This is a genomic window from Enterobacter sp. N18-03635, assembly GCF_004006055.1.
Classification (GTDB): Bacteria; Pseudomonadota; Gammaproteobacteria; order Enterobacterales; family Enterobacteriaceae; genus Enterobacter; species Enterobacter vonholyi.
This window is the reverse complement of sequence record NZ_CP034769.1, coordinates 2289212-2310974: the sequence shown is the minus strand read 5'-3', so window position 1 is coordinate 2310974 and position 21763 is coordinate 2289212. Positions and strand designations below refer to the sequence as shown.

The window sequence follows — 21763 nt, the reverse complement described above, 5'->3', positions numbered from 1 at the left end:
AATAAGTTAGGTCGCATTGATTAAGTATGTTAAATAGAAGCTTCAAAGCACCTCTCTTTCTCATCGGAACCCATTTTTGTGCTGACGACTCTGATCTACCGAAGCCAGTTGAATTTATCCCCCCCGACCACTGAACTGCGGGAGCTGGTGGAGCGCGCCAGGGGCCGCAATGCAAAACTGAATATCACCGGCGTCCTCCTTGCTAAAGGGAACGACGTTCTGCAGATCCTCGAAGGGTCGGAAGAGAGTGTGGTCAAACTGTTCCACACCATCCGTGAGGACAAGCGGCACAGCGGGGTGGTTGAACTGCTGCGGGACTATGGTCCGCGCAGACGCTTCGAAAACGTCGGCATGCTGCTGTTCGATCTGCAAATGCAGTCGCCGAAAGAGGTGCTGCAGTCGGTGCTGCGCTACAGCAAGCTGGACAGCTATCTGACCTCCGACGATCGGGTGTTCAAATTTATTCAGACCTTTATAACCGGTAAACGTCCGGCCCCGTCGGGGGCACGCTACACCGCGGACAAATGGACGCTCTCGACCGAAACGTTACCCTTTGGTGAGCATCTGGGCCTGATTGTCGGGCAAACCTGCCAGTTTGCGCTGCAGCCTATTGTCGAGCCCTCGGAAGGGAAGATCAGCTCCCTTGAGGCGCTTATCCGCGGCAACGACGGCGGCAGCCCGGAGCATTTCTTCAGCACTGTCAACCCGGACAACGTCTACGAAGTCGATCTCCAGACAAAAGCGTATGCCTTTGCGCTGGCGGAAAAGCTGGGCATTGGCAGCCATAAAATCGCGGTAAACCTGCTGCCCATGTCGCTGGTTAATGTCCCTGGCGCGGTGGAATTTCTGGTCAATCAGATTAAAAAGCATGGCCTTCAGCCGGAGCAGGTGGTCATTGAAGTCACTGAAAACGAGATGATCTCCGGGTTCAACCAGTTTAACAGCGCCATTAAGCAGCTTCGCGGCGAGGGGATTGGCCTGGCGATCGATGATTTTGGTTCGGGCTATGCCGGGCTTTCGCTGCTGACCCGCTTCCAGCCTGACAAAATTAAAATCGACCGCGAAATTGTCAGCAACATCCACCTGAGCGGCCCGAAGCAGGCGATCGTGCGCTCCATCATCAGCTGTTGCTCCGATCTGGAAATCACCCTGGTAGCAGAAGGCATTGAGAAAATAGAAGAGTGGTGCTGGCTTGAATCCGCCGGTATCCGTCGTTTCCAGGGCTTCCTGTTTGCCCGGCCGCAGCTTAATGGCGTCGGCGATATCTACTGGCCGCATCTGGTGCGGTAAGCCAATTTTCCCTCCCGTTATTTCCCCTTTGCCCGGCCTGTGCTTAAATAGCTAAAACGGTTTAACATAGTTTAGCTAAGAGGATCACATGAAGAAAATCTGGGTACTTGGCGATGCGGTAGTGGATTTGCTGCCCGATGGAGAAGGCAGATTGCTGCAGTGTCCCGGTGGCGCACCGGCAAACGTTGCGGTCGGTATTGCCCGGCTTGGCGGCCAGAGCGCCTTTATCGGCAGGGTTGGCGACGATCCTTTCGGGCGCTTTATGGCGAAAACGCTCGCTGACGAGCGGGTTGACGTGACGTGGATGCGCCTTGACCCGGCGCACCGCACCTCAACGGTAGTGGTCGATCTCGACGACCACGGCGAGCGCTCGTTTACGTTCATGGTGCGCCCGAGCGCCGATCTTTTTCTGGAACCCGCCGATCTGCCACAGTTTAGCGCCGGAGAGTGGCTGCACGTCTGCTCCATCGCGCTAAGCGCCGAGCCGAGCCGTACTGCGACATTTGAGGCAATGGCCGCCATCCGTGAAGCGGGCGGTTACGTCAGCTTCGACCCCAATATTCGCCCGGACCTCTGGCCGGATGAGAACGCACTGCATGGCTGCCTGGAGCAGGCCCTGCAAAGTGCCGACGTGGTGAAACTTTCGGTAGAAGAGCTGGCCTTTTTCACCGGCAGCGCGGAGGTCAACGTTGGTCTGGAGGTGCTGATGCAGCGCTGCCCGGCGCGTCTGGTGCTGGTCACTCAGGGTAAAGAGGGCGTCATCGCCTGGCATGACGGCGCCGTGGAGCACTATCCGGCAACGCCCGTTGAGTGTGTCGATACCACCGGCGCGGGCGATGCCTTCGTGGCGGGACTGCTCTACGGGCTGGCTGCCGGGCAGGACCTGACGCCGGTCATCGCCTTAGCCCAGCGCTGCGGCGCATTAGCCACCACGGCCAAAGGGGCGATGACCGCCTTGCCGTGGCAGCACGAACTGTAATTCCTCCCTTCACTGGCCGCCATCCGGCGGCCTGAATTGTCGCCTCGATCACACTTACTAAAACGGTTTAGCAAAAAAGATTGCCGATCCAAAATTCACAGGTTTAGTATCAGCAACCTAAACCGGTTTAGCAATTTAGCACGTTTAATGACTTCTTTTAGGGATGCGACAAAATGTATAAAAAACGCAGACTTGCCGTAATGATAGGCATGCTGGCCGGAAGTACCTCTGTTCTTGCCCAAACGGATATGTCCAGTATTGAAGCGCGCCTTGCCGCGATGGAGCAGCGCCTCCAGGCGGCGGAAACGCGTGCGCAGGTGGCTGAAAAACGCGCCGCCGATGCGGAACAAAAAACGCAGCAGCTGGTTGCCGCTCAGCAGCGGACGCAAACGACAACTCAGGCGGTAGCGCAGCGCACCAGCGCGCTGGAGAAGAAGGCGGAACAGACCGGCGGGTTTGAGTTCCACGGCTACGCCCGCTCGGGCCTGCTGATGAACGATGCGGCCTCCAGCAGCAAAAGCGGCCCTTACCTGACGCCAGCCGGAGAAACCGGCGGCGCGGTAGGGCGTCTGGGGAACGAAGCCGACACATACGTCGAGCTGAACCTGGAGCACAAGCAAACCCTGGACAACGGGGCGACCACGCGCTTCAAGGCGATGCTGGCCGACGGTCAGAGAACCTATAACGACTGGTCAGCCGATACCAGCGACCTCAATATTCGCCAGGCCTTCGCAGAGCTGGGCAATCTGCCTGATTTTACCGGCGCGCTGAAGGGCAGTACCTTCTGGGCGGGCAAACGCTTCGACCGCGACAACTTTGACATTCACTGGCTGGACTCCGACGTGGTGTTCCTGGCCGGTACCGGCGGCGGCGTCTACGACGTAAAATGGAACGATTCGCTGCGCAGTAACTTCTCCATTTACGGCCGCAACTTCGGCAGCGTGGAGCAGACCGACAACAACGTTCAAAACTATATCCTCAGCATGAACCACTTCGCTGGCCCGTTCCAGCTGATGGTGAGCGGCCTGCGGGCGAAAGATAACGACGATCGTAAAGACACTAACGGCGATCTCATCAAAACCGATGCTGCCAATACCGGCGTTCATGCCCTGGTCGGCTTGCATAATGAGAGCTTCTACGGCCTTCGCGAAGGGACTGCAAAAACGGCGCTGCTGTACGGTCACGGTCTGGGGGCGGAAGTCAAAAGCATCGGCTCCGACGGCGCGCTGCTGTCTGAGGCGGATACCTGGCGCTTCGCAAGTTACGGTGTCACGCCTGTGGGCGGCGGCTGGAGCATTGCGCCCGCCGTTCTGGCACAAAGCAGTAAAGATCGCTACGTCAAGGGCGATAGCTATGAGTGGGTAACGCTCAACACCCGCCTGATTAAAGAGGTCACCCAGAATTTCGCGCTGGCGTTTGAGGGAAGCTATCAGTACATGGATTTAAATCCGGAAGGCTATAAGGACCGCAACGCCGTCAACGGCAGTTTCTACAAGCTGACCTTTGCGCCAACCTTAAAAGCGAGCAAAATCGGCGATTTCTTCAGCCGTCCTGAGCTGCGCCTGTTTGCCACCTGGATGGACTGGAGCAGCAAACTGGATCATTACGCCAGCGATGATGCCTTTGGCAGCAGCGGCTTCAACGCCGGCGGGGAATGGAACTTTGGGGTCCAGATGGAAACCTGGTTTTAACCCATCACGCTCCCGCCTGGCGGGAGCGTTTCGTACATCATAAAAAGAAGTCAGGCAGAGGTATCTATGGTTTTTAATCAAATCGCCCGCGAGCTTATTCCGCTGCTCGGCGGCAAGGAAAATATCGCCAGCGCGGCGCACTGCGCAACGCGTCTTCGTCTGGTGCTGGTCGATGACGCGCTGGCGGATCAGCAGGCCATCGGCAAGGTGGATGGCGTAAAAGGCTGCTTCCGTAACGCCGGGCAGATGCAGGTGATTTTTGGCACGGGCGTGGTCAACAAGGTTTACGCCGCGTTTATTCAGGCGGCGGGGATTAGCGAATCCAGCAAGTCGGAAGCCGCGGATCTGGCGGCGCGCAAGCTGAACCCGTTCCAGCGCATTGCCCGCTTACTCTCCAACATCTTTGTGCCGATCATTCCCGCGATTGTGGCGTCCGGTCTGCTGATGGGTCTGCTCGGCATGGTGAAAACCTACGGCTGGGTCAATGCGGATAACGCCATCTACATCATGCTGGACATGTGCAGCTCGGCGGCGTTTATCATTCTGCCTATTCTGATTGGGTTCACCGCCGCGCGCGAATTTGGCGGTAACCCGTACCTCGGCGCGACGCTGGGCGGCATTCTGACCCACCCGGCGCTGACCAACGCCTGGGGCGTGGCGTCGGGTTTCCACACCATGAACTTCTTCGGCCTTGAGATTGCGATGATTGGCTATCAGGGCACGGTATTCCCGGTGCTGCTGGCCGTCTGGTTTATGAGCATCGTCGAGAAAAACCTGCGCCTCGCGATCCCGGATGCGCTAGACCTGATCCTGACGCCGTTCCTCACCGTCGTTATCTCCGGCTTTATCGCCTTGCTGATTATCGGCCCGGCGGGGCGCGCGCTGGGCGACGGCATCTCCTTTATCCTGAGCACGTTAATTGAACACGCGGGCTGGCTGGCCGGGCTACTGTTCGGCGGGCTTTACTCGGTAATTGTGATCACCGGGATTCATCACAGCTTCCACGCGATCGAAGCAGGGCTGCTGGGTAACCCGTCGATTGGCGTTAACTTCCTGCTGCCGATCTGGGCCATGGCGAACGTGGCGCAGGGCGGCGCCTGTCTGGCGGTGTGGTTCAAAACCAAAGATGCCAAAATCAAAGCCATTACCCTGCCGTCGGCGTTCTCTGCGATGCTGGGCATCACCGAAGCGGCCATTTTTGGTATTAACCTGCGCTTCGTTAAGCCGTTTATCGCCGCGCTGATCGGCGGCGCGGTGGGCGGTGCCTGGGTGGTCTCCGTGCATGTGTATATGACCGCCGTCGGCTTGACCGCCATCCCGGGCATGGCCATCGTGCAGGCCAGCTCGCTGCTGAACTATATTATCGGCATGGTGATTGCCTTCGGCGTGGCGTTTACCGTCTCGCTGCTGCTGAAATATAAAACGGATTCTGAATAATGACGTTACCTTCCCGCTGGCCTGCGATCCTGCAGGCCGTTATGAAAGGTCAGCCGCGGGCGCTGGCGGATAGCCACTATCCGCAATGGCACGCCGCGCCAGTGACGGGGCTGATGAACGACCCGAACGGGTTTATCTGGTTTGCCGGCCGCTACCACCTGTTCTATCAGTGGAACCCGCTGGACTGCGAGCATCGCTTCAAGTGCTGGGGGCACTGGAGCTCTGCGGACCTCGTGCACTGGCGGCATGAGCCGCTGGCGCTGATGCCCGACGAAGAGTATGACCGCAACGGCTGCTACTCCGGCAGCGCCGTGGACAACCAGGGCGTTTTGACACTGTGCTACACCGGCAACGTCAAGTTCGATGACGGCAGCCGCACCGCCTGGCAGTGCCTGGCCGTGGAGCAGCCGGACGGAACCTTTACGAAGCTGGGGCCGGTGCTGGCGCTGCCGGAAGGCTACACCGGCCACGTGCGCGACCCGAAGGTGTGGCAGCACGACGGGGAGTGGTACATGGTGCTCGGCGCGCAGGATGTACAAAAGCGCGGCAAGGTGCTGCTCTTTAAGTCAGCCGATTTGCACGCCTGGACTTCCTGCGGGGAGATCGCCGGTCACGGGATTAACGGCCTGACGGACGCGGGCTATATGTGGGAGTGTCCGGACCTGTTTGACCTCGACGGAACGCATGTTCTGATCTGCTGCCCGCAGGGGCTTGCGCGCGAGCCGCATCGCTACCTCAATACCTATCCGGCTACCTGGATGAGCGGGGCGTTTGATTACGCCAGCGCCACATTCGATCACGGCGAGCTCCACGAGCTGGATGCGGGGTTTGAGTTTTACGCCCCGCAAACCACGCTGGCGGAAGACGGTCGCCGCATTCTGATCGGCTGGATGGGCGTACCGGACGGGGAAGAGATGCTTCAGCCCACCCGGGCGCACGGCTGGATGCACCAGATGACCTGCCCGCGCGAACTACGGTACCGCGACGGCAGGCTCTGGCAGACCCCGGCGCGCGAGCTGGCGGCGCTGCGTGAAGATGAACAGCGCTGGCAGGGGTGCGCCATCGAGGCGCCTGAGCTGGACGCGACGTGCCTGGAGTTTGAGCTTAGCGCCGCGCGCGTGAACGTCGATTTTGCCGGCGCGCTGCGTCTCATGGTCGATGAGCAGGGCGTGCGTCTGGAACGCGCGAGCCTGAAAACCGGTGAAACGCTGACCCGCTACTGGCAGGGCGACGTCACTCATTTACGCGTTCTCTGCGACCGCTCCAGCGTCGAAATCTTCATTAACCACGGCGAAGGGGTGATGAGCAGCCGCTATTTTCCTGCCCATCCGGCCCGGGTGCGGTTCGAAGGTGCGTCCGATATCACATTACGCTACTGGTCGCTGCGCGCCTGCATGATAGAATGAGGGTTTTGACAGCCGGATCTAAGTCGTTGTGAGAAAAACAAAACGCGTCACCATTAAAGACATCGCGGAGCTGGCGGGTGTGTCAAAAGCCACCGCCAGCCTGGTCCTGAACGGGCGCAGCAAAGAGCTTCGCGTGGCGGAAGAGACGCGCGAGCGCGTGCTGGCGATTGCAAAAGAGCACCACTATCAGCCCAGCATTCACGCCCGGTCGCTGCGCGATAACCGCAGCCACACCATTGGTCTGGTGGTCCCGGAGATCACCAACTACGGTTTTGCCGTCTTTTCTCACGAGCTGGAAACGCTGTGCCGCGAGGCGGGCGTTCAGCTGCTGATCTCCTGCAGCGATGAAAACCCGGGGCAGGAGACGGTAGTGGTGAACAACATGGTGGCGCGTCAGGTGGACGGGCTGATTGTGGCTTCCAGCATGCTCAACGATGCGGACTACCATAAGCTCAGCGAGCAGCTGCCGGTGGTCCTGTTTGACCGTCACATCAACGACAGCGCGCTGCCGCTGGTGATCACCGATTCCATTACCCCGACGACCGAACTGGTGGCCGACATTGCGCGTCAGCATCCTGATGAGTTCTACTTCCTCGGCGGGCAGCCCCGCTTATCCCCGACGCGCGACCGTCTGGAAGGGTTTAAGCAAGGGCTGCGTGAGGCCGGCGTGGAGCTGCGCCCCGAGTGGATCATTCACGGCAACTATCACCCGAGCTCCGGATACGAGATGTTTGCTGAACTCTGCGCCCGCCTGGGGCGTCCGCCGAAAGCGCTGTTCGCCGCCGCCTGCGGGCTGCTGGAAGGGGTGCTGCGCTATATGGGCCAACATAACCTGCTGCAAAGCGATATCAGGTTAGCCAGTTTTGACGATCACTATCTCTACGATTCGCTGACGATCCCGGTGGATACCATCCGCCAGGATAACCGACAGCTGGCGTGGCACTGCTTTGATTTGATTAGCAAACTGATCGAGGGGGAGACCCCGGAACCGTTGCAACGCAAGCTGGCTGCCACCCTGCAGCGGCGCTATAAGTCATCGAAATAGCCCGACTGGATACTTCAATAACTTTAATTAATTTAAGTTTTGGAAGCGCCGATAACCATAAGGAATAATTCTCCTTGAGGTATTGGTTTATGTCGTTGAAAAAGTCGTCCCTGATTGTCCTGTTCTCGCTGCTTTTCTTCTTTGTTGTCAGCACCGTCACCAGCGTTGGCCTCATCATTAAAAGTAATAATTCGCTGGATAACGTCAACAAAGAGATCCAGGTTGTGTTGTCCATTATTGACCCCATCAACCACAGCCGTACGCTACGCGTGAGGGTTATGGAGTATGTGAAGATGGTGGAAGCAGGTAATACTGCCGGCGAGGCTGCCAAGCTTACCGCCGTGAAAGAGGCGCTGACCAAAGCGGACCACGCCTTTGCGGCCTTTATGGCGTCGCCGCGTCTGCCGGATGAAGCGCCGCTGGTGACAGCCTATCAGGACGGCTGGCAAAACTACCGCAACCAGGGGCTGGCGCCGCTGATCGACGCCGCCGAGGCGCACGATGTGGCTAAATTCAACGCGCTGATCCCGGAAGTCTCCCGCCTTGACCGCCAGTACGAGATCGTTCTCGACCAGGTGCTTTCCGTCCACCAGAAATACGCCAAAAGCCTGAACGAAGATGCGAGCAGTAACTTCGTCTCTGGCCTGGCGATCGTTGCCGCTATCGCCAGCCTGTTTGTGGTGGTGATTATCGCCGTCAGCCTGCTGATGAAGCGCTTTGTCTTTGCGCCGATCAACCTGGCGCGCGAGCACTGCAGCCAGATTGCGGCAGGCAAGCTGGACATTCCGGTGCCGGTGAAGGGGTGCGCACATAACGAAATCGATCATCTTATGAACTCGATGGAGCAGATGCGTCAGGCACTGCTGGCGACAATCGCCCAGGTGCGCGATGCGAGCCATACCGTAACGCACGCAGCGCAGGAGATTGCCTCGGGAAATATCGACCTGGCGTCACGCACCGAACAGCAGGCTTCCGCGTTAACCCAGACGGCGGCCAGCATGGAAGAGCTGAGCGCGACGGTGGCGAACAATACCGACAACGTTTATCAGGCCGGTAAACTGGTGCAGGACGCGGTGAAAAATGCCCACACCGGTGAAGCGGTGACCCGTGAAGTCATCGACACGATGAATACCATCGCGGCGAACTCGAAGCGCATCGAAGACATTACCAGCGTGATTAACAGCATCGCCTTCCAGACCAACATCCTGGCGCTGAACGCGGCGGTTGAAGCGGCGCGCGCCGGTACGCAAGGACGCGGCTTTGCGGTCGTGGCCAGCGAAGTGCGCACTCTGGCGCAGAAAAGCGCGGTAGCGGCGAAAGACATCGAGAGCCTGATTGCCCAGTCGGTTTCCAGCGTGAAAAACGGTGCGGAACTGGTGAGCCGCTCGGGCGAGGTAATTGATTCGATCATTTCATCGGTGAATAAAGTGAATACGCTGATGGAGCAGATCTCCGTCGCCTCTGAAGAGCAGAGCCGCGGGATCGGCCAGGTCGGGCAGGCGGTGACCGAGATGGACGGCGTGACCCAGCAGAACGCCGCGCTGGTGCAGCAGTCAGCCGCGGCAGCGGCCTCGCTGGAAGAGCAGGCGCAGCAGCTTTCACGGAGTATTTCGAGTTTTAGGTTGCCGGTGCAGGCTTGATTGAATGAAGGAGGCTCCGCAAGGAGCCTTTTTTGTACCTGGCGTAACCGTAACTGTATAATTCAGAAGGTCTCTGCAGGCAGCACAAATCTAATCTAACTATCACCAGGGAAAATTATGTTAATTATTTTTAGTGGGCTACCCGGCAGCGGTAAAAGCACCGTTGCAAAAATAGTTGCTCAAAGGCTGGGAGCGGTCTACCTGCGGGTTGATACCGTTGAGCAGGCCATTCGTTCAGTTTCTGAACCCGGTCAGAAAACGGGTCCGGAGGGCTATTTTGCCCTCTATGGTTTAGCGAGTGAAAATCTTAAGCTGGGCTCCACCGTTGTGACCGATTCTGTTAATGATATTCACCTTGTGCGAGATGCTTTCCGCAATATTGCTCTGTCGTTGAAGGTGCCTTTCCTGGAAGTTGAAATTGTCTGCTCAGACGAAAAAGAACATCGTTTTCGCGTAGAGAACAGAGTCTCTGATATCCCAGGGCTCACGCCTCCTGACTGGGAACAGGTTAAAAACCGTGAGTACGAAACCTGGGAAAGAGAACATCTCATATTGGATACCGCCCTGTTATCAGCTGCAGAGTGTGCAGATAAAATCCTGGAGATTAAGAACGCTCTAAACCGGCCTTAAACGGTGAACAAGCGCCAGCAATGGCTTTCACGGGGCGTGTGAAAATACGCTCCCCGCAAAATTATTCATTCCCCCAAGCAATATTTCCCTCCCTCATCCGTCTACCTCATCACACGCCATAATCAGTTACTGTAAACGAGGTAAACACCATGAGAGATTTTGAAATGCACGGCAGAGGTCACGGGCGCGGATTTGGTCGCCACCGCATGGGTAAGGGCTTAGTCATCGGCGCGGTGATTTTCATCGTGCTCGGCCTGCTGGTGATGTCCCTGTGGAACGCCTTGCTCCCGGCGATCCTCGGCGTGAAGGCCATCGGATTCTGGCAGGCGCTGGGCATTCTGGTGCTGAGCCGCATTCTGTTTGGCGGCTTAGGTTTCCGCCCCGGGATGTTTGGCGCGCACCGCCGGATGCACGAGCGCTGGATGAACATGACGCCCGAACAGCGTGAGGCGTTTATTCAGCAGCGTCGCGAAGGGTTTGGTCGCCACGGACGCGGTCACTGCGGCTGGCACGGTCATCGTGACGATAAGCGCGATGACGCTACGCCAAAAGCGCCGGACGCGGAGTGAGCGAGATGAAAGCCGGGGAGGCGGGCGGATCCATGCTGATGTCGGCGCTCAATGCCTGCCGCGCCCGGCTGAAAGCCTTCATTCGCGGACGGACCTCCGTGCGCGATGATGCCGACGACATTTTGCAGGAAGTGACGTATCAGCTGATGAAAGTGGAGCAGCCGGTCGAAAACGTCGCCGCCTGGCTGTTCCGCGCGGCGCGTAACGAGATGACCGACCGGGCGCGTAAAAAGCGTGAGGTATCGCTCTCCGGCTATTTTACGGGCGATGACGACGACGGTTTTCCGGAAGACGAGCTGGCCGAAACCCTGTTCGGCGTACCGCACACGCCGGAAGAGGAGTACCTCAAGACGCTGCTGTGGCAAGAGCTGGGGCAGGCGCTGTCTGAACTTCCTCCGCCGCAGCGCGAGGCGTTTGAAAAGACCGAGCTCCACGGCTACAGCATTAAAAAGCTGGCAGAGGAGACCGGCGCCAGCGAGCAGGCGCTGTTATCCCGCAAGCACAAGGCGGTGCTGTTTCTGCGCACGCGGCTGCGGGACGTCTATGACGCGCTGACGGGCGAATAGCGGCGACAGACAAAACCTTACACTTCCGGCACTTGTAGATTCATCACTATCGTTTATGATCGGGGCGTCTCGTCACTCTGGAATGTTATGCGCAACCGTCAGCTCCTCGGAAAATGGCTTTTGATTATCACCTGTCTCGCGATGGCGCTTTGCCTCGTGCAGCGTGCGGTGATGCTCAACCATTTTTTACAGGGACTGGATCCGCAGATTTCTCTGAGTGCTGATGCCCCAACGCAAACCAGCACCGAGCAGTCCGGGCCATCGCCCTGTCAGCTAGGCGCGCACTCGCTTCTCTGCGCCCAGCCGCTGTTTTTCGACGGCGCGCTACCGGCCATTATTATCTTCTTCGCGCTGCTGCAGCTGTTTACGCAAGGGCGGGCACTGGCTCCTGCGCAACAGCCCGTTCAGGCACCGCCTCCCCGAATACACCTGAAAAACTGCGTTTTCCGTGAATGAAAAACATCGTCACCACACGATAATTTTTCACTGTTCACGGAGTACAACATGGTTAACCTCTTCAGGGGATTCGTCTTCCTGTGGCTGTCCTGCATCGGCATTGCCCATGCGGCGGACACCGGCTGGCTGGTATCCCCACAAAACGATCACGCCCGCATCCGCTTTCAGGCGGAGAGGGAACAAACGCACATTAAGGGTCTGCTCACCGTTGAGCTAAAGCCCGGCTGGAAAACCTACTGGCGATCGCCGGGCGAGGGCGGCGTGGCGCCGAAAATCAGCTGGACGGACGGCATAACGGACAGCTGGTCCTGGCCGGTTCCGTCGCGTTTCGATATCTCCGGCATGACGACGCAGGGCTATCACGATAAGGTCACTATCCCGATCGTTCTCGACGGGGTGAAGGGCGACGCGCTCGACGGGACGCTGACGCTCTCTACGTGCAGCAACGTCTGCCTGCTGACGGACTACCCGCTGCATCTCGATTTTACCCAGCCGGTGGATGAGGGCTTCCGCAGCGACTTCGAGCAAGCGATGCGCGCCGTTCCGGGCACGTCTGGCGTATCCACGGATCTCTCCGCCTGGCTCTCTGGCGACAAGCTGGTGATTACCGGCACCACGGATGGGAAATGGGACAATCCGGGGATCTACTTTGATCCGCTGGAGGGCGATATTCTGCCCGGCGAGCCGGTTATTAAACATGACGGCACTGCGCTTCGGGTGACGGTACCCGTGACCGACGAATGGGGAGACAAACCCGCCTCGCTGGCAGGCAAAAGGCTGTCGTTTGTGCTGACCAACGGCGATCGGGCGCAGCAAACCACCATGACCGTTGGGACAACGCCCGAAGAGACCTCCGCGCCGGGCGGGACGGGAAAAATGGTGCTCTTTGCGCTGCTGGGCGGGCTGATCCTGAACCTGATGCCCTGCGTGCTGCCGGTGATGGGCATGAAGCTTAACAGCATCCTTCAGGCGGGATCGGACAGGCGTGCCATCCGGCTACGCTTCTTCGCCACCAGCGCCGGGATCCTCACCTCCTTTATGCTGCTGGCCGGGATGGTCACCGCGCTGAAGCTGGCCGGAGCGTCGCTGGGGTGGGGCATTCAGTTCCAGAACCCGTGGTTTATCGGCCTGATGGTCGCCGTGACCTTCCTGTTTGCGCAGAACCTGTTTGGAGCATTTGAAATGCTGCTGCCTTCTTCTGCCGCAGGACGGCTGGCGACGGCAGGGGGCTCGGGGATCGGCGGCAGCTTTTGCGAAGGGATGTTCGCCACTCTGCTGGCGACGCCGTGCTCCGCGCCGTTCCTCGGTACGGCGGTTGCCTTTGCACTTGGCGCGCCGCTGCACGCCCTGTGGCTGATCTTCCTGATGCTCGGCGTGGGCATGAGTCTGCCGTGGCTGTTCGTTGCCCTGGTGCCGAAAACGGCCATGCTGCTGCCAAAACCCGGCCGCTGGATGAACACGCTCAAAACGATCCTGGGCCTGATGATGCTGGCCTCCAGCCTCTGGCTGGCGACGCTGTTGAGCGTGCATCTGGGCGAGGCGGTCAGCCAGATCGTGATGCTGGGGCTGACTGCCGTCGCGCTGGTGCTGTTTGCGCTAAAGGGGCAAAAATCTTCGCCGCTGTTCTGGCTGGTGGTCATCGCGCTGTCGGCGTTCGGCGGGTATCAGGTGCGCGGTCTGCTTAACGCGGCGCCTGACGCTCCAGCTCAAAACGTTGCGCAGACTATCCCGTGGCAGCCGCTCAGTGAAAAGGCTATCGAGAACGCGCTGGCGCAGGGGAAACGGGTGTTTGTGGATATTTCCGCGGACTGGTGCGTGACCTGCAAAGTTAACGAGCATCGGGTGCTCAGCCAGCCGGACGTGATTGCCGCGCTGCGCCAGCCGGACGTGGTGGCCCTGCGCGGAGACTGGAGCCAGCCGTCCGCGTTTATCGCGGATTTTCTGGCGAAGCGAAACCGCTACGCCATTCCGTTTAACGCGGTGTATGGCCCCGGCCGGCCTGATGGCGAGATCCTCTCGCCGCTGCTGGACAAGCGCACCCTGGTCACCATCCTGAACAACGCAAAAGGTTAACTGTGTCATGAAAAAATTCTTTATTACGCTGCTGCTCCTGCTGGCCCCGCTTCAGGTATTTGCCGCCCAGCCGCTGACGCCGGACCAGGAGCAGCGCGCGCAGAAGACGATCGCTGATTTCCTGTTTCACGATCCAAACTCCCCGCGCATCGGAGCGAAAAACCCAAAGCTCACCCTGGTGGTGTTTACCGACTACAACTGCCCGTACTGTAAAAAATTCGATCCGTACCTGGAGAAGATTGTCGAAAAACATCCGGACGTGGCGGTGGTCTTTAAGTTTTTACCTTTCCGCTCTGAAAGTTCGCTGACCGCCGCACGAGACGCGTTAACCGTCTGGCGTGCGCATCCTGAGCAGTTTATGAAGCTGAACCACACCCTGATGGCGAAAAAGGGGTACCACGATGACGCCAGCATTCAGGAGGCGCAAAAGCGGGCGGGCGTGAGCGTGACGACGCCGGATGAGGAGAGTTTTCTGACGATCAGGCGAAGCCTCATTGTGGCGGAAAAAATGGGGATCCAAGGCACGCCCGCCACGCTTATCGGCGAGGGGCTGCTTCCCGGCTGGGTACCGTTCGGACAGTTCGACGAAATGGTCAGTGAAGCACTGAAAAACCGCTAACCTGAAGGAGGCGAAATGCCCCCGATAAACCGGAGAGGGAAATGAAAAAATTACTGTTACTTTCGGCGCTGGCGACGTCAGGGCTGGTACAGGCGGCTGAAGCCATACCGGACGTGGTGAAGCAGTTCAGCGAGCAGCAGCAGATCAAAATCATCAAGAAGCTGGATGCTCCCGGCGGGGCGCCAGCCTGGCTCGGGCAGTATCAGGATATGGGCGTGACGCTCTTTCTCACGCCGGACGGCAAGCACGTGATCTCAGGTTATCTTTATGATGACAAAGGAAAAAACCTCAGCGAGGGCTATTTCCAGAAAGAGATCTACGCCCCGATGGGACGCGAGATGTGGAAGAACCTCAACGCGGCGCATCCCCTGAAGGAAGGGGCGGATAACGCCCCGCGTAAGGTCTTTGTCTTTGCCGATCCGTTCTGTCCGTACTGCAAGCAGTTCTGGTCCGAAGCGCAGCCGTGGGTGAAGGCCGGCAAGGTTCAGCTCAACACGCTGCTGGTGGCGTTTCTCAACCCCAACAGCGGACGTAACGCCTCAGCGATTCTGAATGCGAAAGATCCGGTTTCGGCCTGGCGCGAATACGAGCTTTCCGGTGGAAAAAAATTGCCAAAACCTGAAGGGGACGCTTCCCGCGAAACGGTAGCGATCCTGCAAAAACATCAGGCGCTGATGGACAGCCTGGGCGCAAACGCCACGCCGGCCATTTACTATCTGAATGCGGAAAACGAGCTGCAGCAGGTGGTGGGTATGCCGGATGCCCAGCAGCTTGAGGCGATGTTCGGGCCGAAGCCGTAAAAGACCAGGCAGAAACGGGGCGTTTCTGCCTGGTGGCATTTAGCTTCCCCAGCGTCCGCGGAGGTAGTTTACCGCCTGCTGCGTCTGCGGCTGGTTCAGGTAATCTTCCCGGAACAGGATGGTGCCGTTGACGTTGGGCAGCGAATCGTTGAGATCGAGCTGCTTTTTCAGCTCCGGCACGCCGCCCTGAACCGTCCAGTCCGGCTCGTTTCTCGACGGCTCGCCCACCTTGTAGAACGCAATGCCGATATACAGGCGAGTGTGGGTCGGCTTCACCACGTCGGCCCACCATCTGGTCAGCACGTCATAGCGCGCGGCATCACGGGAGAAGGGCCAGTAAATCTGCGGCGCGATGTAGTCCAACAGGCCCTGCTGCACCCACTGACGCGTATCGGCGTAGGATTCATCATAGGCCGCGGCACCGCGGGTGTCGGAGCCTGCCGGGTCAAAGGAGCGGTTACGCCACACGCCCGCCGGGCTGACGCCAAACTCCACGTTGGGCTTTGTCTGCTTGATCGCGCGGGAGACCTGGACAATCAGCTGCTGCGTGTTGTGTCTACGCCAGTCGGCTTTCGAGGCAAACCCCTGGCCGTACTGCCGCCAGGTCTGCGAATCATTCAGCGCGGAGCCCGGCGATTCGGCATAGAAGTAATCATCAAACTGCACGCCGTCAACCGGGTAGTTCGCCACCACTTCGGTCACCACTTTGGTTATCCAGTCCCGCACGTCGGGAATGCCCGGGTCGAGCACAAAGCGGTCGCCCGAGATGCGGACCCATTCCGGGTGCTGGACATAAACGCTGGACGGGATCTGATAGGCGGTCCGGTTAAGGGCGGCGATGGTGGACGGCTTGGTGTTGGTCGATACGCGATAGGGGTTAAACCAGGCATGGACCTTCATGCCGCGCCTGTGCGCTTCATCAAGCATAAAATGCAGCGGGTCGTATCCCGGATACTCACCGATGTTGCCCGTCAGCATATCTGACCACGGTAAAATTTTAGATGACCAGAGGGCCGTGCTGTCCGGCTTCACCTGGAAAAATACCGTGTTGATGCCGAGCTGCTTAAGGTTGTCGAGCTTTGCAATCAGCGCCTGCTTTTGCATCGCGATGCGCTGGTCCGCGCTGCGGCCATTCACCGAGGCCACCGGGGGCCAGTCGAGACGCGAGACGGTCGCCAGCCAGATCCCGCGCATCGGCTCGTTTGCCTGCGGCGTCGGTTTATTGACGGTGGGGAGAGGGGTAACCAGTGATTTGGGTGGTTTTGAGGAGCAGCTTACAAGTAAAAGTGCGCAGGCAGCCAGCGCACCAATCCGTTTTACGTGTCGCGTCATTTGCGTATTAGCTCTTGATAATCCTGCTGTTGGCCCAGGGATTAAATGCGGGCGCCGCCTGCTCTGTATTTCCCTCATCGCTGAGAGAGTCCAGATACAGGGCTTCAACCTCCGCGCGCGCCCACGGGGTACGGCGCAGAAATTTCAGGCTCGATTTAACGCTGGGGTCTTTTCTGAAACAGTTAATTTTGATTCGGTCGCCCAATTCGCTCCAGCCATATTTCGCCACCAGGGCGTTGACCATCATCTCCAGCGTTACGCCATGCAAAGGATCTTTGGAAATATGTGCAGTCATAGGCGTCCGGATGTCTCGATTTTTAGGTGATTGGGATAAACGCTGAAAGGGTACAAGAAAGCAGGGGAAGCGGCAATTTTCCTTTTCCCCTCGCTCATCTTATAACGGACTCCGTGCGCTGATTTTCACCGATAATTTTTCCCGCGCTGTTTTCAATCGTAAACCGAATCGACACGTCATCCTGGCCCTCGGGCGTAGCCGTAAGCGTTTTAACCATCGCTCCCGAATCTGCTGCGATCGTCATCGTTGTCGTGCCTTTTGCCAGCACCTTGTCGCGCTGCGTGATGCGCCAGCTCAGGCGGCATTCGCGGCACGGTTTCCAGGTGTCGTTGATGGCCCACAGACGCACGCTCGCCGCCGCCCCGGACTGCCACTGCGCCGTCACCGGCTCAATGGACGGCAAAACAGGCTGGTAGGCGCGTTTTAAGGCATAAAACCCGGCCTTAGGCTTACGCAGGTAGTCCACCACGCCCCAGTTGATGGAGGGCCAGGTTTCTACAAACATGAAGTGGAACAGGGCCGTCACCGGCTGGTAGCGCTGTCGACGGTAGCTCTCTGCCGCCGTGGCCACCAGCTGAGACTGGTACGCCTGAGTATTGCGGATCATCGCCTGAATGTTCTTCCCGCGCGGAATACCGGCAAACTTAAAGGTCTGGAAGGGTTGAAAATTATGGTATTTCCAGACGGTCCAGCCGGGATCGTCAGCGGCGGTCGTTTTTGGCCAGAGCGACGCCGCCGGGATGATGGTTTTTAGCGTTGACAGGCGGGGAAGCGCCTGCGCGCCGAACTCGGTGATGATCCCCGTTTTGGCCGGAGCAAGCAGGTCGCGTACGGTACCAAAGTACCAGCCCGCCCAGTAATGCTCCTCAACGGCGGAAAAGCGATGCACGATGCGCGAAGTATCTTCGGCAAGCGTATCCGCTACCTTTTGCGTGAGTTCGCGGTTGAGGTTTTTATTCCAGTCCGGGAAGCGTTTTTCCATCCAGGGCGAGTTCCACGGCGGTTCGTTATGCCCGCCCCAGACGATAATGGCGGGAGAATTACCGAACTGTTCGATCATCTCCCGCGTCTGTCGAACCGCATTTTCCGTGAAAGCCGCACTGTTGTTGTAGCCCCACTGCAGCGGAACATCCTGCCAGATCATCATGCCCATCTCATCGGCCACGTCATACAACGCACGTCCGGCAACGTGTCCGTGCACGCGTATGGCGTTGGCGTTCATGGCTTCCACCAGACGAAGATCGCGACGGTATTTTTCTCGCGTCATGGTGCTGAGCCAGGGGGAGCCGATGTAATTGCTGCCCTTAATGAAAAGGCGTTTGTCGTTAATGAGCCAGCCCTTATTGTCGGGCTGCTCGACGATCTTGCGCAGCCCGGTGCGGGTGACCGCCGTATCCATCAGGCCGTTTTCATCCCGCAATGCCACGCGAATGGTATACAGGTGCGGTTTTCCGGTACCGACGGGCCACCACAGTTTTGCCTTCGGCATAGGCAGCGTCACCTGCACGGAATGGGCGCCGCTTTCGAGGGTAACCGGAAAGTCAGCCTGGAAGCGATTGCCGCTGAAATTGGCGGGCGTGGCGGTGAGCCGCACGGTCGCCGGGCCCTGGCCGAGCGCCCGATAGCGAATATCTGCTTTCAGCGCGGGGTGCGTCAGCCCCTGTGACCAGTCTGGTCGCAGGATGGTCTCATCCAGGGTAGCGCCCCGGCTAAGATGCAGCCTCACCGGTGCCCAGATGCCGCCCGAGTTGGCGTCCTGTCCTTGCGGCGACCAGGCCCCGCCGGGACGCGTGTCATGCTGGTTAAGGATCCCTTTCATGAGCGTTTTATGCAGCGGCCAGACCTTATTGGGATCTTCGTAAGGGCTGTCCACCCTGACCACCAGTCGGTTGTGACGTTGTAACGCCTGGCTGGCATCCAGCGAAAAGCGCTGAAAATAGCCCTCATGTTGGCCGAGCGGCTGGTCGTTCAGGGTGACCTCGGCCAGGTAATCGACGCCGTCAAAAACCAGGGTGCTCATTACGTCGGGCGGCTGCACGGGCAGGGAAAAGGCGTGCTTGTACCACAGCGCGCCCTGATGATCGTACCCGGCGCTGTACCAGTTGGCGGGGACCTGAAGCGGGCGCCAGCCTGATGCGGCAGGATGCGCGCTATCATTGGCGTCCTGAACCTGCCATTCTCCGGCCAGAGACCAGCTGACCGGCGCAGCGTTCGCCACCGTATGGGTGGTTAACAGGGCAACGAGCAGCGCGCAGTTGCGAGCGTTCATGCGTTTACCCCGCGCGCGTTGAGCCACGCCATCAGGCGCAGCGATTCCTTTTGAAGCTGCTGGTTTAGCGCCGCAAGCTGTTGCCCCTCCAGCGTGTGCGCCTCGCTCTCCAGCGCCTGCAGCTGACGGGCGAGTCGCCCGAAATCCAGAGTGACGGCTTCTCCTCGCAGCTTGTGGGCCGCGCGGCGCAGCGCTTCACGATCGTCGCTGTCGATAGCCAGGGTGATGGTCTTCATGGCCTCCTCCAGCCCTTCGCCAAACAGGGCCAGCAGCTCCTGAACCAGCGCAGGGTCGTCAGCGCACTGCTTCAGCAGGCGTGCTTCATCCGGGAAGTCGGAAGGGGCATCGTGGCGCGGAAGCACGCGAGCAATCTCTTCAGCGAGACGCTCCTGGCTGATGGGTTTGGCAATGTAGCCGTCGAAACCCATCTGAAGACAGCGCTCTTTATCCCCCTGCATGGCGTGTGCCGTCATGGCGACGGTGGGCTGAGCCGGGCCGGGGCGGGCGCGTTCTTCTTCACGCAGCAGGCGAATGGCGGTTTCACCGTCCATCTCTGGCATCTGAAGATCGATCAGCAAAACGTCCCACGCGTCCGCGCGCCAGCGTTCCAGCAGCGCGACGCCATTATCGACGATCTGACAGGTGTGCCCGAGCCGCTCGAGCAGGCGCGCGGCGACCTTCTGGTTGACCAGATTATCTTCCGCAAGCAGGACCCTGAGCCCGGCTGTGTCCGGCGCGACGGTGGGTGCGGGCGCGCTTTCACTCACCGTCTTCGGCGCACGTTCAAACGCCGCGGCAATCGCCTGATGCAATTCATTCTGGGCGATAGGTTTATGCAGGTAGTTCTGGATACCGATCCGCTTCAGCATATTGATATCAAAATGTCGGCTCATGGAGCTCAGCATGATGATATGGCTCTCAGCAACCTGCGGCAGCACCGAAAGTTCGAGAGCCAGCGACACGCCGTCCATATCCGGCATCTGCGCGTCCAGCAGGATCAGCGGCCATGCTGTTCCCGCTTTAACCCGGTTGATGGCCTCGCTGGCGTTGTTGACGCAGGTGGGTTTCAGCCCCATCTGGCTAAGCATGGCGGCCAATAGCCGCAGGTTTGTCGCGTTATCATCAACCACCAGCACGGGCTCCCCGTTAAAGCTATGGCTATGCCGGCGTTCCTCCGGGCCAGGCGCCTGGGTTGCAAGCGGCAGCGCGAAGGAAAATTCGCTGCCTTTCCCCGGCTCGCTGGACACCGTTAATTCGCCGCCCATCGCCGCGACCAGTCGCGCAGAGATGGTTAGCCCGAGCCCCGTACCGCCATAGCGTCGGGTGGTTGAGTTATCCGCCTGGCTGAAGGCTTCAAAAATGGCTTTCTGCTTATCTGAAGGTATGCCAATGCCGCTGTCGCGCACGCGAAAACGCCAGTGTTCCGCGCTATCGCCGGGTTCAACAATGAGGATCACTTCTCCCTTATGGGTAAATTTCAGCGCGTTGCCCAGCAGATTGGTCAGGACCTGGCGCAGTCGCGCGCCGTCGACCAGCAGCACGTCGGGGACGTCGGGCGCAATATCGACCAGCAGCTCGATGCCTTTTTCGCTGGCCCCCGGCATGTGCGGGCGAATAAGCGACTGAATAAAGGGGCGGACCGGGACGGGCTCCGCCTCCAGCTCCACTTTGCCGGCTTCGATTCGGGAAAAGTCGAGAATATCGTTGATGATGTGCAGCAGAGACTGGGCAGAACTCATCACCAGCGTCAGGTAATCGCGCTGATCGGCGCTGAGCGCCGTATCCAGGCACAGTTGGGTCATGCCAATAATGCCGTTCATTGGCGTGCGAATTTCATGGCTCATATTCGCCAGGAACGCGCTTTTTGCCTCGTTGGCTTTTTGTGCCTCAATGGCCGAGGCGAACGCCTGAATTTCAGCCTCCTTGCGGCGCGTAATATCCTGCAGCGTGCCAATCACGCGCTCGGCGTTTCCCTCAATAGAGAGCGTGACCACCTGGCCGGAGAGCAGCATCCAGCGCAGTCCTTCGGTAGGGTGATGCACGCGAATTTCACATTCAAAGACCGGGCGATGATCCTGCTTCGAAGCCTGTAGAGCCTTGCGCAGCGCTGCGCGATCGTCCTCGTGAACCTGGTTAAGTAAAAAACGCACCGGATATCGCCACTGGGTGCGCGACTGGCCCAGCATGGCAAGCAGGGTATCGTTGACCTGGAGCGTGTCGCCGGAAACCTGCCAGTCCCAGATCCCGATATGGATGGATTCCGCCGTCAGCAGAAAATCGTCATGCAGCTGGTGCCGCGCCCGCTGCGCTTCATCCAGCTCGGTAATATCGCTGTGCAGGCTGACAATGCCGCCGTCCGCAAGGCGCTGGTGCTGGACGAAGATGCGCCGCTGGCCCGACTGCCGCACTTCGCAGTGTTTATCCTGCCGACAGTTGCGCACGATCGACTCGCGCAGCGTCTGACGCAGGCCAGGGTCGATGTTGTAAACGGCGTCGATAAAGCGTTCCGCCAGCGACTCCAGCGTTGTGCCCGCCTTCAGCCACGGGGTGATGACCGGATAAAACAGGGCCACGTTGTGATTCCAGGCCTGCAGGCGTTCCTCGCGGTCATAAATCATGACGGCCGCCGGCAGCGCGTTAAGATCGTACGTGAATGCGCTCATCGT

The 21763-nt window shown here is 59.0% G+C and carries 18 protein-coding genes; 14 read left to right on the top strand and 4 right to left on the bottom strand.

All coding sequences use genetic code 11. From position 1 onward, the window contains the following. Nucleotides 1-78: 78 nt before the first annotated feature. The 14 genes from ELK40_RS11735 to dsbG all read left to right on the top strand — a co-directional run bounded on the left by ELK40_RS11735 (nucleotide 79) and on the right by dsbG (nucleotide 15201). On the top strand, nucleotides 79-1290 hold the full coding sequence (locus tag ELK40_RS11735) for a diguanylate phosphodiesterase (RefSeq protein ID WP_115875136.1): 1212 nt from the start codon (nucleotides 79-81) through the stop codon (nucleotides 1288-1290). Between the two features lie 88 nt (nucleotides 1291-1378). Continuing rightward, nucleotides 1379-2269 (top strand): aminoimidazole riboside kinase, encoded by an 891-nt coding sequence (locus ELK40_RS11730; RefSeq protein ID WP_127730989.1) that lies wholly within the window; start codon nucleotides 1379-1381, stop codon nucleotides 2267-2269. Nucleotides 2270-2442: 173 nt separating this feature from the next. Next, nucleotides 2443-3960, top strand: a complete 1518-nt coding sequence (locus ELK40_RS11725; RefSeq protein ID WP_127730987.1) for a carbohydrate porin — start codon at nucleotides 2443-2445, stop codon at nucleotides 3958-3960. A 66-nt stretch (nucleotides 3961-4026) separates the two neighbouring features. Further along, nucleotides 4027-5397, top strand: a complete 1371-nt coding sequence (locus ELK40_RS11720) for a sucrose-specific PTS transporter subunit IIBC (protein WP_127730985.1) — start codon at nucleotides 4027-4029, stop codon at nucleotides 5395-5397. Further along, nucleotides 5397-6803: a sucrose-6-phosphate hydrolase gene (locus ELK40_RS11715; protein WP_127730983.1), complete on the top strand. Its 1407-nt coding sequence runs from the start codon at nucleotides 5397-5399 to the stop codon at nucleotides 6801-6803. The genes ELK40_RS11720 and ELK40_RS11715 overlap by 1 nt, the downstream gene beginning before the upstream one ends. Before the next feature lie 28 nt (nucleotides 6804-6831). Next, nucleotides 6832-7848, top strand: coding sequence for a LacI family DNA-binding transcriptional regulator (locus tag ELK40_RS11710; protein ID WP_127730981.1), 1017 nt, complete (start codon nucleotides 6832-6834; stop codon nucleotides 7846-7848). A gap of 89 nt (nucleotides 7849-7937) precedes the next feature. Then, nucleotides 7938-9488, top strand: coding sequence for a methyl-accepting chemotaxis protein (locus tag ELK40_RS11705; RefSeq protein ID WP_127730979.1), 1551 nt, complete (start codon nucleotides 7938-7940; stop codon nucleotides 9486-9488). Nucleotides 9489-9605: 117 nt separating this feature from the next. Next, a complete protein-coding gene (locus tag ELK40_RS11700; RefSeq protein WP_115875124.1) occupies nucleotides 9606-10118 on the top strand; it encodes an AAA family ATPase in 513 nt (170 codons plus the stop codon). A 149-nt stretch (nucleotides 10119-10267) separates the two neighbouring features. Beyond that, nucleotides 10268-10687 carry a hypothetical protein gene (locus ELK40_RS11695; protein ID WP_023327517.1) on the top strand — a complete coding sequence of 140 codons (420 nt, stop codon included), beginning with the start codon at nucleotides 10268-10270 and terminating at the stop codon, nucleotides 10685-10687. A 5-nt stretch (nucleotides 10688-10692) separates the two neighbouring features. Further along, entirely contained in the window at nucleotides 10693-11253 is a 561-nt protein-coding gene (locus ELK40_RS11690) for an RNA polymerase sigma factor (protein WP_127732787.1), read from the top strand. A gap of 87 nt (nucleotides 11254-11340) precedes the next feature. Next, the gene (locus ELK40_RS11685) at nucleotides 11341-11709 is read left to right on the top strand and encodes a hypothetical protein (protein ID WP_127730977.1); all 369 of its coding nucleotides are present in this window, start codon (nucleotides 11341-11343) and stop codon (nucleotides 11707-11709) included. 48 nt (nucleotides 11710-11757) lie between these two features. Then, nucleotides 11758-13782: a protein-disulfide reductase DsbD domain-containing protein gene (locus tag ELK40_RS11680; RefSeq protein WP_127730975.1), complete on the top strand. Its 2025-nt coding sequence runs from the start codon at nucleotides 11758-11760 to the stop codon at nucleotides 13780-13782. 7 nt (nucleotides 13783-13789) lie between these two features. Next, nucleotides 13790-14401, top strand: a complete 612-nt coding sequence (locus ELK40_RS11675) for a DsbA family protein (RefSeq protein WP_127730973.1) — start codon at nucleotides 13790-13792, stop codon at nucleotides 14399-14401. Nucleotides 14402-14442: 41 nt separating this feature from the next. Beyond that, nucleotides 14443-15201, top strand: coding sequence for a thiol:disulfide interchange protein DsbG (dsbG, locus tag ELK40_RS11670; RefSeq protein WP_127730971.1), 759 nt, complete (start codon nucleotides 14443-14445; stop codon nucleotides 15199-15201). A 39-nt stretch (nucleotides 15202-15240) separates the two neighbouring features. Here the strand turns inward: dsbG and ELK40_RS11665 are convergent, their stop codons facing one another. The 4 genes from ELK40_RS11665 to ELK40_RS11650 all read right to left on the bottom strand — a co-directional run bounded on the left by ELK40_RS11665 (nucleotide 15241) and on the right by ELK40_RS11650 (nucleotide 21760). Next, nucleotides 15241-16533: a glycoside hydrolase family 10 protein gene (locus ELK40_RS11665; protein ID WP_127730969.1), complete on the bottom strand. Its 1293-nt coding sequence runs from the start codon at nucleotides 16531-16533 to the stop codon at nucleotides 15241-15243. 7 nt (nucleotides 16534-16540) lie between these two features. Beyond that, nucleotides 16541-16828, bottom strand: a complete 288-nt coding sequence (locus ELK40_RS11660; protein WP_023292372.1) for a VF530 family protein — start codon at nucleotides 16826-16828, stop codon at nucleotides 16541-16543. A gap of 94 nt (nucleotides 16829-16922) precedes the next feature. Further along, nucleotides 16923-19097 (bottom strand): glycoside hydrolase family 2 TIM barrel-domain containing protein, encoded by a 2175-nt coding sequence (locus ELK40_RS11655; protein WP_127730967.1) that lies wholly within the window; start codon nucleotides 19095-19097, stop codon nucleotides 16923-16925. Next, complete coding sequence (locus tag ELK40_RS11650; protein WP_127730965.1) at nucleotides 19094-21760, bottom strand: response regulator; 2667 nt, start codon at nucleotides 21758-21760, stop codon at nucleotides 19094-19096. Before ELK40_RS11650 ends, ELK40_RS11655 begins: the two co-directional genes overlap by 4 nt. Between the last annotated feature and the right edge of the window lie 3 nt (nucleotides 21761-21763).

Bases quoted from the DNA above. Each gene is read 5' to 3' on its own strand.
- ELK40_RS11680 (WP_127730975.1), top strand. From the start codon at position 11,758: ATGGTTAACCTCTTCAGGGGATTCGTCTTCCTGTGGCTGTCCTGCATC.
- ELK40_RS11660 (WP_023292372.1), bottom strand. From the start codon at position 16,828: ATGACTGCACATATTTCCAAAGATCCTTTGCATGGCGTAACGCTGGAG.
- dsbG (WP_127730971.1), top strand. From the start codon at position 14,443: ATGAAAAAATTACTGTTACTTTCGGCGCTGGCGACGTCAGGGCTGGTA.
- ELK40_RS11720 (WP_127730985.1), top strand. From the start codon at position 4,027: ATGGTTTTTAATCAAATCGCCCGCGAGCTTATTCCGCTGCTCGGCGGC.
- ELK40_RS11695 (WP_023327517.1), top strand. From the start codon at position 10,268: ATGAGAGATTTTGAAATGCACGGCAGAGGTCACGGGCGCGGATTTGGT.
- ELK40_RS11700 (WP_115875124.1), top strand. From the start codon at position 9,606: ATGTTAATTATTTTTAGTGGGCTACCCGGCAGCGGTAAAAGCACCGTT.
- ELK40_RS11705 (WP_127730979.1), top strand. From the start codon at position 7,938: ATGTCGTTGAAAAAGTCGTCCCTGATTGTCCTGTTCTCGCTGCTTTTC.
- ELK40_RS11690 (WP_127732787.1), top strand. From the start codon at position 10,693: ATGAAAGCCGGGGAGGCGGGCGGATCCATGCTGATGTCGGCGCTCAAT.
- ELK40_RS11725 (WP_127730987.1), top strand. From the start codon at position 2,443: ATGTATAAAAAACGCAGACTTGCCGTAATGATAGGCATGCTGGCCGGA.
- ELK40_RS11650 (WP_127730965.1), bottom strand. From the start codon at position 21,760: ATGAGCGCATTCACGTACGATCTTAACGCGCTGCCGGCGGCCGTCATG.
- ELK40_RS11655 (WP_127730967.1), bottom strand. From the start codon at position 19,097: ATGAACGCTCGCAACTGCGCGCTGCTCGTTGCCCTGTTAACCACCCAT.
- ELK40_RS11665 (WP_127730969.1), bottom strand. From the start codon at position 16,533: ATGACGCGACACGTAAAACGGATTGGTGCGCTGGCTGCCTGCGCACTT.
- ELK40_RS11730 (WP_127730989.1), top strand. From the start codon at position 1,379: ATGAAGAAAATCTGGGTACTTGGCGATGCGGTAGTGGATTTGCTGCCC.
- ELK40_RS11715 (WP_127730983.1), top strand. From the start codon at position 5,397: ATGACGTTACCTTCCCGCTGGCCTGCGATCCTGCAGGCCGTTATGAAA.
- ELK40_RS11675 (WP_127730973.1), top strand. From the start codon at position 13,790: ATGAAAAAATTCTTTATTACGCTGCTGCTCCTGCTGGCCCCGCTTCAG.
- ELK40_RS11685 (WP_127730977.1), top strand. From the start codon at position 11,341: ATGCGCAACCGTCAGCTCCTCGGAAAATGGCTTTTGATTATCACCTGT.